The organism is Sorangium sp. So ce381, assembly GCF_051473845.1.
In the GTDB taxonomy this organism is placed as follows: Bacteria; Myxococcota_A; Polyangia; order Polyangiales; family Polyangiaceae; genus Sorangium; species Sorangium atrum.
This window is the reverse complement of the sequence record NZ_CP150336.1, coordinates 2,652,171-2,667,000: the sequence shown is the minus strand read 5'-3', so window position 1 is coordinate 2,667,000 and position 14,830 is coordinate 2,652,171. Positions and strand designations below refer to the sequence as shown.

The following is a 14,830-nucleotide window of genomic DNA, read 5'->3' as shown; positions in this document are numbered from 1 at the left end:
AGCACAGAAGCCGTCGTGATGAGGCCTTCCCTGGCACATGTGCCGGGACCGGCAGCCGGCGTCACCCACCCACCCATGCAAATCATTGCGGTATCACGCAAAGACCCGTGCAGCGTCCACTCCTCACGACAGACCGCGAGGGTCCGGCGAGCCCGCGGGCGTCGCGCCGGAGACCAACAACGCTCCGAAATGCTGCCGAGCGGCGGCGCGGGCGGAGATCGTGCGCTATCCTGTTGACAGAGGTGCTTTCTGGTTCAATGTTTGCGAACACGGCGTGGCGGCGCTGGAGCTGAGAGACCACGGGATATCGCACCGCGATAGACGTTGCCTCACCTCCAATCACCTGCCGCAACCATGAGGGTCAATTCATGAACTTGTACTATCGCGCACTCAGCACGGCACTCTTCTCGGCGGCGCTCGCGGTCGCCGGGCTCTCTTCGGGCAATGCCGAGGCGTCGTCGTCGAGGCAGCCCACCAAGGTGGAGCGCCTCGTGTTCCCGGTGACCCTCTCCGACGGCAACACGTACGACGTCGTCGGCTACCTCTACTATCAGGGTCACGCCAAGTACCGCCCCCTCCAGGTGCTCGTCCACGGCCTGACCTACACGCACGAGTACTGGGATCTCCCGTCGTTCGGCGGACACGATTACTCCTATGCCCAGCACATGGCGAAGGAGGGATACGCCGTCCTGGCGCTCGACATGCTCGGGGCCGGAGAGAGCAGCCGGCCCGACGGCGACTTCGTCGACCTGGCCGAGACCGCCGACAGCGTCCATCAGATCATCACCGAGATGCGCACGCCGGGCGGCGTCTACAAAACGCCTTTCACGCGCGTCGCGCTCGTCGGCCACTCGAACGGCGCCATCATCAACACGTTCGTTCAGAGCACCTACAATGACGCGGACGTCCTCGTGAACACCGGCCTGGCCTTCACGCCGCACCCGATCCCGGTCCCGTCGGAGGCGATCTCCGCGCTGCTGCAGACGCCCTATATCGGGATCCCGCCGGAGATGCGCACCGCCATCTTCTACGACACCACGAACGCGAACCCGGCGCTCATCGATTTTGACAACACCACCATCGCCGACACGTTCACGCGCGGGCAGTTCCTGAGCCTCCTCGCCGTCTCCGAGGACCCCACGCTCGCCGGCATCGACGAGGTGACGAGCCCGGTGCTGATCCAGTTCGGGGAGACGGACGCGCTGCAGCCGGCGTCGTACGCGGACTCCGACGCGGCGCTCTATGCCAGCGCCGAGTTCGTCACGACCGCGATCGTCCCCGACACGGGCCACATCCTGAACGGCCATCGCAAGGCGCGGGTCGGCTGGGAGCAGATCGACTGCTGGGTTCACCATAACATGGGCTGGTAGGGCTCGATCGGAGCCTCCGGCCGCGCCGCCTGCCCGGAGCGCCGCGGCCGGCAGCCGCCGCCCTCCCTCGCCCGGGCAGCGGATCGCCGGCTTGGCGGCCGCTGCCCGGGATCTATGCTGCCCCCATGCGCGAACAGCTCGCCAAGACGCTCGGGGAGGTCTTCTGGACCGATCTCCGCGCCCACACAGTGCGCGATGCGGTCATCGTCGTCGCCGCCGATCTCGATCTCCTGGACGTCGGCGAGGCCATGGCCGCGAACGACACGGCCGCGGTGGAGGCCTGGATCGCGGCCGGCAAGCTGACCAAGCCGACGGCCGCCGATCTCGTGCGCTGGCCGCAGCAGCACGATCTGCGCTTCCTGTCGCTCGTGGTCGCGCCGTTCGTGCTGGTCCGCCAGCCGGCCTCGCCGCTGCCGTCGTGAGGCGCGCCGCCGGCGCGGCGTGATATCTTCGCCCGCATGCGCCGGTTCGAGTTCGTGCAGGGGACGAGCGCCAAGTTCTGGATGGCCGACGTGGACGACACGACGTTCATCGTCGTCTACGGGCGGCTGGGGACCGCCGGGCAACGCAAGGAGAAGGCGTTCCCCACGGCGGAGGCCGCGCAGCGCGAGTGCGACAAGAAGGTCGCGGAGAAGCTCAGGGAGGGCTACCAGGAAGTGGCCGCCGCCGGGGGCGGCGCGCCTGCCGGCGGCGCCCCCGCTGCCACCGCCGGAGCGGCCGCGCCCCCGCCGCCGCCGAAGCTCGATCTGCCGCCGCGCGTCCAGCCCGGCGAGGCCACCGAGGCGCGGCGCAAGGCCGCCGTCCACGCGCTCGACGCGGTCTCGGCCGCGCGCGGCCGGCGGAGCTGGGTGCTCGGGCGCGCCGTCCGACGCGCCCGCCGCGCGCTCGAGTCGCTGGGCGGGCTCGATCCCGCGACCGACGGGGCGCTGTCCGCCGCGCTGGACGCGCTCCTCGCCCGCGTGGTCGCGCCGAGCGCGCGCGATCGCCTGCCGCTCGTGCGCGCGATCGAGCTGCTCTCGGAGCTCGACGCAGCGGCGTTCGCGCGCGCGGTGCGCGACACCTGGAAGGCCCCGCCAGCGACCTCTCCGGCCGCCGGAGCGCTCGCCCTCCTGAAGCGGCAGCTCGAGGAGCTCGACGATCCCGAGCTCGGCCTCCGGCTCGGCGCCCTGCTGGTCGATCGGCCGCACCACGGCGCGATGAGCGCCGAGGCGGGGTGGGCGCGGCGCTGGAAGGCGCTCTCGCCGCACCTCGAGGCGCACCTCGCCCACCGCGGGCGCTCGCTGAAAGAGCTCCTCGCGGGCATCGACGCGGGCGGCGACCCGCACGTCGAGGAGCGGGTCGCGCGGATGCGCGCGGCGTGAGCTGCGCGGCCTGAGCTGCGCGCCCGGCGCGCGCCTCGAGGCGATGCGCCGGGCGGCTCCGGGCCCCGCGGGGCACCCCGGCATCCGCGAACACGCCCCACCCACAGGCGCACACCACGCGGAGGCGATGACGCTTCCGTCAACGTCAGATCGACTCTGGCTTGACCTGCACCACGGGGCTCGCGATTCTCCCAGGCCATCCCGCAAGGGGAGGGCGCCTTGACGAGCTCACCGAACCCGATCGACATCGCGAACGTCAAGCAGCTCGCCACGAGCGGCTCGCCCACCCTGGCCGAGGTCGTCGAGGCGTACCTCGGCCAGCCGGATCCCAAACCGGACGCGCCGCCGCGCGAGGGGGCGCTCACCTTCACGGCGTTCCTGCAGGCGCTCTCGCGCGCGCAGGGCATGCGCTCCCCCGAGCAGCGGCGAGAGCAGTCGACCGACGCGTGGAAGCGCTTCCTCGCCCAGGTCGACGCCGCGCCGCCGCCGCGGCTCGAGCTCGCGGACCTGCTCGTGCGCATCTACGAGGAGGGCACGGACGCGGGGCGCGGCGCGCTGCGCGACATCGCCACGAGCGCGCCGCTGGTCTTCGGCGCGTGGGGCGGGCTCAAGCGCATCTACAAGCTGGCCGAGGCGCGGCTCGACGCGGAGCTCTTCGGCGCGCTCGCCTTCCGCTTCGACGTCGAGCTCTCCCGCACCCGGCGGCGCGAGGTCTCCAAGGGGACGTTGATCTACATGCGCCGCCGCGCGTGGCGCTTCCTGCGCGAGCTCGGCCGGAGCACGCCGGAGCTCTACCCGCAGTTCGCGGTCGAGGTCCTCCGCCACTACGCGCCGGGCACGAGCTTCGGCGACCTCTGGGTCGCGAACCACGTCTGGGCGCACGGCACGGGCAAGTACGACGGGCGCTCGTTCCACGGCAACGTCCCGCCGAACGACATGGTGAAGCACCGCGCCTTCGACGAGGCGTGGAAGCGATCGCCCGATCCGCTGATGCTCCTGCTCTCGACCTGCCAGTCCGATCCGCCGGCCAAGTTCGCGATCCAGGGGCTCAAGAAGGACTTCGCCGACACCCTGCGGAGCGTCACGCCCGCGTGGCTGGCCCGCCTCGCGTACCGGCCGCTGGCGAGCGCGCACGAGTTCCTGATCGAGACGCTGCTCGGCTCGCCGGAGCTCCACCAGAGCAAGCTGCGGGGCCTCGGGCTGCACGACGCGGCGCTCGCGCTGCTCGCCTCCCCGAGCGCGAAGGCGCGCACGTTCGCGATCGAGTACGCCCGCGCGCACGCGACGGACCTCGACCCGGAGCGCCTCGCCGCGCTGCTCGACTCCGAGCACAAGGACACGCGCGCCTTCGCGGCGTCGGCGCTCCAGGGCAAGAGCCCGCGCGCGCTCGGCCACGCGTTCCTGGGGCGGCTGCTCACGCACAGCGAGACCGAGGCGTGGGCCGGCAAGGCGCTGAGCGAGAGCTTCGACCGCGCCGAGCTGCCCGAGGGCTTCCTCGTCGACATGCTCTACGGCGAGTCCGAGCAGAAGAAGTGGGCCGCCGCGTACTTCAAGGCCAAGTACCGGCCCGGCGAGCCCGGGGCGGGCTTCTGGGTGCGCGTGCTCGACGACCCGCGCCACGAGGACGACTACCAGGCGACGAGGTCCGCGCTCGACGCGCTCGGCAAGTACCCGATCGCGGCGATCGGGACGCCGTGGCTGCTCGGCGCGCTCACGCGCAAGCGCATCGGGTCCACGGTCGCGACCTGGCTCCAGAAGGCGGACGCCCTGCCCGACCTGACCGCCGAGGGGGTCGAGCGGCTGAAGGGGCTCGTCTTCAGCGCCGAGACGCGCGCGGTCGCGCTGGAGGTGCTCGGCAACCCGAAGATCGTGTCGCCGCGGCAGCTCACCCTGCCCTGGCTGCTCGCGCTCGCGCGGCGCGCCGATCCGACGCTGAACGGCTTCGCGCGCCGCTACCTCCTGTCGCACATGAAGCCGCAGGACTTCGACGCGGGGCAGGACGCGAGCGGCCGCGGCGACCGCGAGGCGGGCACCGCGAGGCTGTTCGCGCTCGCGCTCGGCGAGAAGGAGCCCGAGCCGATGCGCGCGTTCGCGCAGACGTACCTGCGCTGCCACCACCCCGTCCTCGGGCCCGAGCAGAGCGAGGCCAAGGAGCTCGAGCTGAAGCCGGCGCTCAAGCGAGGCGCGTTCACCGCCGAGCGGATCTGGCCCGCGCTCTCCGACAAGCGGGACGACGTCCGGCGCTTCGCCGCGCTCATCACGCGCGCCGAGCTCCGGGCGTGGGGCTACCAGACCCGCGTCTACGAGCTCGCGCACAGCGACGCGAAGGAGGTGCGCAACATCGCCTTCGACGCGCTCCGCAAGGTCGGCGATCCGTCGGCCGATCCGGCGATCGCGCTCACGCCGGAGGAGCTCGATCCGGCGCAGGTCTTCGCGCTCACGGAGAGCCTGAAGAAGAGCGCGCGCGAGCTCGGCCTCTCGCTCATCCTGAAGCACTACGCGCGGCTCGGCGGCCCCGAGCGCCTCGGCTGGCTGATGCAGAGCGCCGACCGCGAGGTGCGCCTCTTCGCCGTGCGGATGCTCTGGGAGAAGCACCGGCCGCGCGATCTGCCGCCGGGCTGGCGGCCGCGCGGGGCGCGGGGAGACGATGCCCGCCCCGCGGCGGAGCTGCCCGAGGACGCGGGGCGGTTCGCGGACGTCGAGGCGCTCCGGCGCTTCCTGCGGTACGTGCTGTCCGGGATCCCCGCAGGGAGGTCGCCGGAGCCGGGCGACGACGCGGGCTCGCGCAGGCGCCTCTCGGCGAGCGAGGCCAAGCGGCACGTGATCGAGGTCGTGCGCGATCTCGCGGTCGAGGACGCGGCGTTCGCGGCGCTCGTCGCCCCCGTCATCGCGGAGTTCACCGGGTCGATCGCGAAGGGCGAGTGGCAGGCCTGCCTGGCGGCGCTCCTGCGGCTCAAGCACGCGCACCCGGGGCTCGAGATCGAAGGCCTCGAAGCGGCCGGCGATGGCCGGGCGCTTCCGAGCGTCGGACAAGCGGCCGGCGATGGCCGGGCGCTCCCCAGCGTCGGACAGGAGAGCGCATGAGCCACGCGATCGGCCATTACGAGAAGGTCCGCGCGCTCGCGATCGGCCCGCGGCTCCTCGCGGTCGGCGGCGTGCGCGCGCCGGCGCCGAGCGATGCGGGCGGGACGCGCGAGACGCGCGAGACGCAGACCACGCGATCGCCCGCCGGCGCGAGCCAGGTGACGCTGTTCGATCACGTTGCGAACAAGCCGGTTCGCTCGATCGACGTGCCCGCGCACGTGCTGGGCCTCGCGTTCGCGGGCGACCTGCTCGCGGCGGCGTGCTCCGACGGCGCGCTGCGCCTCCTCGCGGGCGGCGGGGCCGACGGGCGGGCGATCGACGCGCACCCGGGCGGCGCCACGGCGATCGCCGCGGCGCCCGGCGGCGCGCGCCTCGCGACCGTGGGGGTCGACGGCGCGCTGCGGGTGTTCCGCGTCGGCGAGGCCGCCGGATCCCCTGCCCCGCAGCCCGGCGCCGCGGTCGAGATCTCGTCGTTCGCGCTCTCGGCGGCGCCGCTCCGCGCCGTCGCCTTCGATCCTGCCGGCGAGCTCTGCGCGGCGGCAGGCGACGACGGCGTCGTCCGCGTGGTCACGCTGTCGACGGGCGCGGTCCGCGCCATGCCCGGCCACGACGGGCCGGTCACGGCGCTCGCGTTCACGCCGCGCGACGGGCGGCTGGCTTCGGGCGGCGACGACGGCACCGTGCGCCTCTGGTACCTCGTCGGAGACGTCGAGTGCGAGGTGCGCGGCGCGGACGGGAGCGGCCACGCGGGCGGCGTCCGCGCGCTCCTGTGCCTGCCCACCCCGCCGCCGCAGGAGGACGGCAAGGAGAGCGGCGACCGCCTGCTGTCCGCAGGCGCGGACGGCGCGATCCGCATCCACCGGCTCGAGGACAAGCGCAAGCCGCGCACGCTGGAGACGAGCGCGCTGCCGCTCCACGCGCTCGCGCTCGCGCCGGCCGCCGCGCGCAAAGGCGCGCGCGGGCAGGCCGCCCGCGGCGGGGCGGACGCGAAGGACGGGCTCGGCGCCGTCTTCGCCGCAGGGGACCGGCGCACGGTATGGCGCTTCCCGATCGACGCCGCCGGCGCGCCCGCGGACGGCACCGCAGAGCTCGCGCACGGCTTCGATGTCCTCGCCCAGGCGCTCTCGGGCGCGCGACCGGCCCGCGAGAGCGCCGTCAAGACGCTCGCCTCGCTCGACGAGCCCGAGGCGCTCGAGGCCGCGCTCCCCGTGCTCCGATCGGACCGCGACGCCGAGGTGCGCGCGCTCGCCGCCCGCGAGCTCGGGGAGAGAGGGCGCCGCGGCGCGCGCGCGAAGCTGCGCGAGGCGCTCGACGACGAGAGCCCGAACGTCCGCATGGCCGCGCTCGAGGCGCTCCGCGCGATCGAGCGCGACACGCCGCTCGCCCCGCTCCGGGCAGCGCTCGGCGCCCGCGCCGCGGACGTCCAGCGCAGGGCGCTCCTCGAGCTCGGGAGGCTCTACGGCAGCTCGCCGCTCATCCCGGGGCTCATCGCCGAGAAGCTCGCCGGCCGCGACGCGTCGGTGCGGCTCACGGCGCTCGATCAGCTCCAGAAGATCCACCCGGACGGCCCGCAGCCGCTCCGCGCCGCCTTCGAGCGCGGCCCGGCCGACCTCCGGGTCGAGGCGCTCATCCGGGCCGCGCTCGCCGGCTGGCTCTCGGCGCCGGAGTTCGCGCCGATCGCGGCGCGCGCGCTCGACGATGAGGACGCCGAGGTGCGCCGCATCGCGTTCGCGGCGAAGGTGATCGAGCGGCGCGCGCTCGCCCACGCGCTCGAGGCGCGCGACGAGGATCTCGGCCGCGCGGCGATCGACATCGCGCGGCGCGCGGCCGAGGTCCTGCGGCGCGCCGGCGCCGGCGGCGCGGAGAAGCCCGCGGCGAACGCGAAGGATGGAGCGAAGGACGGCGCGAAGGCCGCGGACGAGGCGGCCATCAAGGCGGCGCGCGCCCGGATCCCCGGCGTGGGCAGCCCGGGGGCCGAGCCCGCCGAGGCCGACCTCGAGCCGCTGCTCACCGCGATGGCCTGCCGCACGCCGGACACGGCGGTGCGGGGCGCGCGCGGCCTCGCGCAGATCGGCGACACGCGCGCCCTCGGCGCGCTGCTGCAGCTCACGCGCGAGCAGGACCCGTCGCTGCGACGGCAGGCGGCGACCGCGCTCGCCGAGCTCCGGGACACCCGCGCCGAGAAGCGGCTCATCTGGATGCTCGACGACGCGGACGGCGCGGTGCGCGCCGCGGCGCTCGACGCCTACGCGCGGCTGGAGTCGTCGGCCCCGCTCGTCGTGGCCGAGGCGTCGCTGCGCTCGTCGCAGGAGGACATCCGCGTCCGCGGGCTCGACCGGCTCGTGGCGCTCGCCGGCGAGGGCAAGGGGCCGAGGCCGCCCGAGGCCGAGGCGCTGCTCGCCGACGCGATCGAGGACGAGTCGCCCAAGGTCCGCCGCGAGGCGTTCCGGACGCTCTGGTCGTGGCACACCTCGGATCCGCAGACGGCGCTCGACCGCGCGCAGCTCGCGCGCTTCCCCGACCTGCGCCTGCGCGCCGTCGAGGAGCTCAAGGCGCACGGCGAGCAGCCGTGGGCCGCGGAGCGGCTGCACGCGGCCATCGGCGACCGCGACGCGGGCGTGGCCCAGGCCGCGTACGACGCCGTCGTCAAGCTGCGCGGCAAGGAGGCCGCGGAGCCGCACCTCGCCGCCATGGCGTCGATCCACCCCTCGGTCCGGGAGAGCGGCGCGCGCGGGGCCGCGCACATGCCGGCGGGCGACGACGCGCGCAACGCCCTGCTCCGCCTGCTCGCCACGCGCGTGCCGGTGGGCGAGGCCGCGCGCAGCGCCCTGAGCAAGCTGCTCGAGGACGAGCACGCGGGGCCGCGCATCGCCGCGATCGAGGCGCTCGACAAGCTGCTGCCAGGCGAGGCGGGGCCGCTCCACGTCGGCCTCCAGTCGAGCCACCTCGATCTCCGGGTGCGCGCGGCCGAGCTCTGCGCCGTCCGGCGCGACGAGCAGCTGATCAACCCGATGCGGGCGCTCCTCGCCGATCAATCCCTCTTGAACGCGGGTCGGGGATCCGCGTTCGCGGTCCCCTCCGCGCAGCTGCCGATCCAGGTCCTCGGCCCCCTGCGCGCCCGCGCCGCGACCGCGCTGGCGACGCTCGGCTCGCCGCGCCTCGTCAAGTACTTCGCCACCGAGCTCCTCAAGGACGAGTACCCCGACGTGCGCGAGCAGGCCGCGCGCGGGCTCGCGATGGCCGCCCGCCGCGGCGAGGAGGGTTACCTGCTCGACGCCATGGGCCACGCCGACGTCGCGGTGCGGTCGTGGGCCGCCGACGGGCTCGCGCGGCTCGGCGACGTGCGGGCGCTGCCGGTGCTCACGGGCACGCTGCGCCACGAGCACCCGCCCATCCGCGTCGCGACGATCATGTCGTTCGCGGCGCTCGGGCCCGAGGGCTACGGCGGCATGCTGCAGGGCCTCGAGGACAGCTCGCGCGAGGTCCAGGAGATCGTCTTCGCGATCGTGCTCGCGCGCGACCTCAGGGCGTTCCGCCGCGGCGACCCGCCGGACCTCCTGACGAGCGCGCTCTCGTCGCAGCGCTCGGATGTGCGCTTCGCCGCGGCGCGCGCGCTGGAGCTCCGCACCGATCCGGAGGCGTACCTCGCCCACCTCATCGAGGCGCTGATGCCCCCGCGCCCCGACACGGCGGAGCAGGGCCGCGCGGCCGACGGCGAGAAGCCCGCCGGCATGAAGGACTGGCCGCCCGAGGTCGCGCGCGGGCGCATCCTCGTCGGCCTCGCCGAGGCGCTCGCCAGCGACGACCCGCAGCAGCGCTACGCGGCCGCGCAGGTGCTCCGCATCCGGCGCAAGCCGGTCGACTACTTCCGCGAGGCGAAGCGCGTGGCCGCGCTGCGCCCCGCGGGCGCCCACGTCGTGGCGGACACGACCCCGCGCGCCGCGGAGGAGAGCGACACGAAGCCCGCGAAGGGGTGGCTCCGCCGCCTCTTCGCGCAGCCCGAGCAGAAGCAGAGCGACAAGCCGGCCGGCGACGCGGTCCCGGAGGGCGAGCAGCGGCGGCTGCGCTGGCTCGCGTTCGGCGCGTACATGGGCCTCCTCCGGCAGGTCTCGGCGGGCGACGACGAGGCGCACCGCACGCGCCGCGACGCCATCGACCGCATCGTCGACGTCTGCGCCAAGGGGCACGTCAGCAGCACGGCGGCGGTCCCGCCGCTCGTCCGGGCGCTCGACGACCCGCACCACCTCGTGCGCAAGGCGGCGTTCGCCGGGCTCAAGGCGCTCTTCCCCGCGGGGGCGGGCGAGCCGCTCGCGCTCGGGCTCGCGTCGGCGTCGGCCGACGTGGCGCGGACCGCGCTCGACGAGATCGCCGCGCGGGGCGGCGACGCCCGCCCCGAGATCGTGCGCGCGCTGAGCTCCGCGCTGCCCGACGTGCGCCGCTACGCCTTCGAGCTCCTGGAGCGGCTCTCGCCGAAGGGCAGCCTCGATCCGCTCCTCGCGGCGCTCGGCAGCGAGCACGCCGACCTCCGCCTCGGCGTGCTCGAGCGCCTCGCGTCGTCGAGCGATCCGCGCATCGTGCCCGCCCTGTGCCGCGCGATGGAGAGCGATCACGACGACCTCCGCCTGCGCGCCGCGGAGCTCCTCGCCCGCAGCCGCGACGATCGCGCGGTCGACGTGCTCTCGGCGTTCCTGCGCGAGAGCGCGACCGCGTCCGCGGCGCGCGCGCGCAAGGCGCTCGTCGCGCTCGCCAGCGACGCGGCGGTGCAGGCGCTCGCGGCGCGCATGGATGAGGCCGCCACGCCCGCGGACCGCGCCGCGCTGGCCGGCGCGCTCGGGAGCACGCGGAACCCCGCGGCCACCGGCCCGCTCGCGGCGCGCTTCGACGACGAGGCGGCCGAGGTCCGGAGCGCCGCGCTCAAGGCGTGCCTCGAGATCGTCGACAAGGGGCGCGAGCGCGAGAAGCGCGAGACGGGGCTCGCGCTCGCGTTCCTCGCCGCCGCCACGCGCGCGAAGGACCCGGCGCTCCGCCTCGCCGCGGCGCGCGAGCTCGATCTCGGCGACGATGCCGCGCAGAACGACCTCCTGGTCGCGCTCTTCGCGGATCGCGACCTCCCCACGCGCGTCGCGGCCGTGACGTCGTACGCGAAGCGCGTCAAGGACAAGGGCGCGCCCTCGGGGCCGCTCGAGGCCGTGCTGCGCGCCGGCGCGCGCGAGCTCGTGCTGCCCGCCGCGGAGGGTGTGGCCGAGCGGGGCCTCGCGTCAGCGCTCCGGCCGCTCCTCCTCGTCGTGCGCGCGGGCGAGCCGGGGGAGCGCGAGCGCGCGCTGCTCGCGCTCGGCACGCTCGGCGACGCCCGCGCGCTGGAGGAGCTCGAGGCGGTGGCCGCCGGCGGCACCAAGGAGGCGCCCATCGAGCCGAGCATGCAGGCCGCCGCCACGGAGGCGCTCGGCCGCATCGCCCCGAAGCTGGGGAGCGCCGAGCTCCGCAAGCGCGCCTCGGAGCGCGTCGAGCAGGCGCTCAACGCGGACTCCGTCGATCTCCGCGAGTCGGCGGCGAAGGGCGTGCGCTGGCTCGGCGGCGAGCGCGCCCGGGTGCTGCTCGAGGAGCTGGTGCGCGCCGGCGACACGCCCGACAGGCTCCGCGTCGTCGCGGTGAACGAGCTCGGCCTGCTCGGCGACGGCGCGGCCGAGCCCGCGCTCGCCCGCGCGCTCGACGCGCGGAACAGCGAGGTCCGCAAGAACGCGCGCAAGGCGCTGGAGAAGCTCTTCCCTGGCGAGCGGACGCGCGTCGAGCTCCTCGCGGTCGGGAGCCAGCACGACGACATCGCCGGCCCGGCGGCGAGCTACCTCGCCGCGGAGGCCGACCCGGCCGAGCTCTTGCCCCGGCTCGCGGCCCTCAAGGACGGGAACCTGCGGCAGCGCCTCGCCATGGGCCTGCTCCGCCGCGGCGCGCTGCCGGTGGCCGCGCTCCAGCGCATGCTCGAGGACGACCGCGCCCCGGCGCGGCAGGAGGCCGCGCGGCTCATCGCCGCCGGCACCGTGGCCGGCGATCGCGGGGCCCTCGCGGGCGCGCTCGCCGCGGCGGCGCAGCGCACCGCGGAGCGCTGGTCGGCCGCGCACGGCGACGAGCGCAGCGCCGAGGCCGCCGCGTGGCGCGAGCTCCTCTGGGCCACGGGGCGCGCCGGCGCGACCGCGATGGCGCCCGCGCTGCGCGCGCTCCTCTCGAACGACAGCGCTCCCGGCGAGGTCCGCCGCGAGGCCGCGCGCGCCCTCGGCGCGCTCGAGTCGGCAGCGAGGTCCGCGGGGGCCGCGCCGCCCGCGGGCGCCGTGGAGGCGCTCACGGCGGCTCTCAAAGACATGGACGCCGGCGTCCGGGCCTCGGCGTCCGCCGCGCTCGCCGCGCTCGCGCCGGACGGCTCGGCCGCGATCGCGGCGGCGGTGAGGCCGTTCGACCCTGTCGCCTTCGGGCCGACCGCGCGCGTCGCCTCGCCCGAGGCGCTCGCGGCGCTCGCCGCGACCGAGCCGGGCCGGCGCCTCGCGCTGCCGTCGATGCTCGCGCGCCGCGACGTCGCCGCGCTCGCCCCGCTGATCTCGCTCGCGCAGGGCAGCGGCGGGGACGCCTCCGCGCGCCTCGACGCGATCGCGGCGCTCGGCCGCGCCGGCGGCGAGCGCGCGCTCGAGGCGCTGGCCGCGCTCGCGTTCGGCAAGGAGAAGGCCAAGGAGAAGGCCGACGTCGCCGTCCGCAAGGCCGCGTACCGAGCGTACCGCCGCGCGAAGCGCAAGGCGGCGGATCCTCGCGCGGCGCGGCTCGCGGCCGCGCGCTCCCCCAGAGAGCCCGAGACCCCCGAAGGAGTCAACGCATGACGGCCGCACTCGCCCGCCCGATCCTCCTCCGGTACGCCGCGCCGAGCGAGCTCGCCGCAGCCCCGCTCCACTCGAGCGTGCGCCTCTCCCTCGATGGCGCCCGCGGCCCCGTCGGCGTGCGCGGCACCGTCCGCGACGCGGCGCTCTTCCGCGACGCGATGGCCGCCCTGGCGACCATCCTGGAGAGCGATCTCCGGTACAAGGGCCGGGATCGGACCGCGTACCTCGCCTACCTGATGAAGCAGGGCAAGAAGGCGACGGCGGCCATCTGGGAGGCCCAGAAGGCGTTCCTGGAGGGCGCCTTCCCCGACGACGCGGCGGGCCAGGGCGACGGCTCCGCCGCGAGGCCGAGGGTCTCGGGCGCGCTCGATCCCGTGCTCACGGTGCACCCGGACGAGGTCTCGATCGAGGTCTTCTCGCGCGACGAGAGCGCCTACGCCCGGCTCGCCTTCTCCAGCGACCTCTTCGAGGGCCGCGAGGCGGCCCACGGCACCGCCTTCGTCGATCTCTCGCCGCGCATCGTCGAGCAGATCGATCGCCTCCGCGCCTACGCGAAGGTGGAGCTCGACGCAGGCGCTTCGCGCGGAGACGCCGCTGCAGGGCCGATCGAGCGCTCGCTGGAGGTCCCGACGACCTGGCTCCGCGGCTTCCTGCAGGTGCAGTCGGCGGCGACGCTCCCCGCCGTCTCCTGCGAGCTCGCGCCGATCGATCTCTACAACGCGCTGTTCGTGCTCCGCACCCGCAAGGCGAAGAAGCCGCCCCGCGGCCTGCGCTTCGAGCTCGTCCCCGGCAAGCCGCCGCGCCTCATCCTGGAGCCCTGGGAGATCTTGATCGAGGGCCACGGCCCTCCGTACGAGGGTCCGCCGCGCGTGGTCCGGACCTTCGGCCGGCAGCGGCTGCTCGCGCTGTCGCGGCTCCTGCCGCACGTGCAGCGCGTGCGCGCCGAGCTCCGGGGCCCCGGGCTGCCTGTCTTCTGGGTGCTCGATCTGGGCCGCGCGACGCTGACGATCGCGCTCACGGGCTGGACCGACAGCAGCTGGGCCAGCGCCGCCTCGTTCGACGCCCTGATGCCTCGCGAGGGGAAAGGCGGCGACAAGGCGCGCGCGGCGCTCGACGCGCTCGCGGGCAGGCAGCTCGCCCTCCTCCGCGAGCGGGGGCCGCTCCCGCTCGCGTCGCTCGCGGCCGGCGGAGGCGCCGAGGACGCCCGCGCGGCGCTCCAGCTCGAGTGCCTGCGCGGCCGGGTGCTCTACGACGTCGCGCGCCGCGTCTACCGCCCGCGCGAGCTGTTCGCCGATCCGGTGGACGAGCGCGACATCCGCTACAGCTCGCCCCGCGAGGCCGCGGCCCACCGCCTGCTCGGCGCGCCCGGCGCGGTGAGGCCGACCAAGGTGCACGAGATCGCCGGCGAGGGCACCGAGATCCACGGGGAGGTCGCGGACCGGGAGGCGCACCGCGACTTCGCGCCGCGGTTCACGATGGATCTCGAGGGCCGCGTCTCCGACGCGTGGTGCAGCTGCCCCACGTTCCGCCGGAGCGGCCTCCGCGAAGGGCCGTGCGAGCACATGATCGCGCTCCGCGTCGCCTACGCCCGCGAGCGCGCCGAGCGGGACGCCTTGCGCCAGACGGCCGAGGGGCGGTCGCTCATCCGCGCGGAGACGCGCACGTACGTGCGCCGCGAGGCCTCGGGCGCGGAGGTCGTCTACCGTGTCTCCCTGGACGAGCGCGTAGTACACCTGTCGTGGGGGGCGCGCGCCGAAGCGCCTCGACACCAGCGCATTTGGTTTGACACGGACGGCGAAGCGCGCGACGCGTATTTCAAGAGACTGGATGCGTTGACGTCCTCTGGGTTCGTGGACGCCGACGCGTCGTCAGCATGAGAATGGGAAGGAGGGCAAGGAAAAGAGACTGTTCGTGTTGCCAGGAGAGGTTCTGAACGCACCAGCCTCCACGCCTCGAGCGTAGGAGCGGCGTCGCGCCGCTCTGGAGGAACCGCCAGTCACTCTCCGCAAGGTAGCCTGTTCTTGGTTCTCTTCGGCTAGACGAGCCCTACGGCGTCGGGAGAGCTGAGACAACCTCGCAAACGCCGTTTCTCCCGACGCCGTAGGGCTCGTCTAGCCGAAGAGAACCGGTGAGGCTACCGTGCACCAAGCGATGA

6 protein-coding genes are annotated in these 14,830 nt (G+C 75.2%); all 6 read left to right on the top strand.

From position 1 onward, the window contains the following. The first annotated feature begins 368 nt into the window (after positions 1-368). The 6 genes from WMF29_RS10215 (at position 369) to WMF29_RS10190 (ending at position 14,552) form a co-directional block, all read left to right on the top strand. Entirely contained in the window at positions 369-1,370 is a 1,002-nt protein-coding gene (locus WMF29_RS10215; RefSeq protein ID WP_437328653.1) for an alpha/beta hydrolase, read from the top strand. A 125-nt stretch (positions 1,371-1,495) separates the two neighbouring features. After that, positions 1,496-1,792 carry a DUF2288 domain-containing protein gene (locus WMF29_RS10210; RefSeq protein WP_272101604.1) on the top strand — a complete coding sequence of 99 codons (297 nt, stop codon included), beginning with the start codon at positions 1,496-1,498 and terminating at the stop codon, positions 1,790-1,792. Between the two features lie 36 nt (positions 1,793-1,828). After that, on the top strand, positions 1,829-2,731 hold the full coding sequence (locus WMF29_RS10205; RefSeq protein ID WP_437328652.1) for a WGR domain-containing protein: 903 nt from the start codon (positions 1,829-1,831) through the stop codon (positions 2,729-2,731). A 219-nt stretch (positions 2,732-2,950) separates the two neighbouring features. Then, positions 2,951-5,815: a hypothetical protein gene (locus WMF29_RS10200; protein ID WP_437328651.1), complete on the top strand. Its 2,865-nt coding sequence runs from the start codon at positions 2,951-2,953 to the stop codon at positions 5,813-5,815. Then, entirely contained in the window at positions 5,812-12,675 is a 6,864-nt protein-coding gene (locus tag WMF29_RS10195) for a HEAT repeat domain-containing protein (protein WP_437328650.1), read from the top strand. The genes WMF29_RS10200 and WMF29_RS10195 overlap by 4 nt, the downstream gene beginning before the upstream one ends. Next, positions 12,672-14,552, top strand: coding sequence for an SWIM zinc finger family protein (locus WMF29_RS10190; protein ID WP_437328649.1), 1,881 nt, complete (start codon positions 12,672-12,674; stop codon positions 14,550-14,552). Before WMF29_RS10195 ends, WMF29_RS10190 begins: the two co-directional genes overlap by 4 nt. Positions 14,553-14,830: the final 278 nt, after the last annotated feature.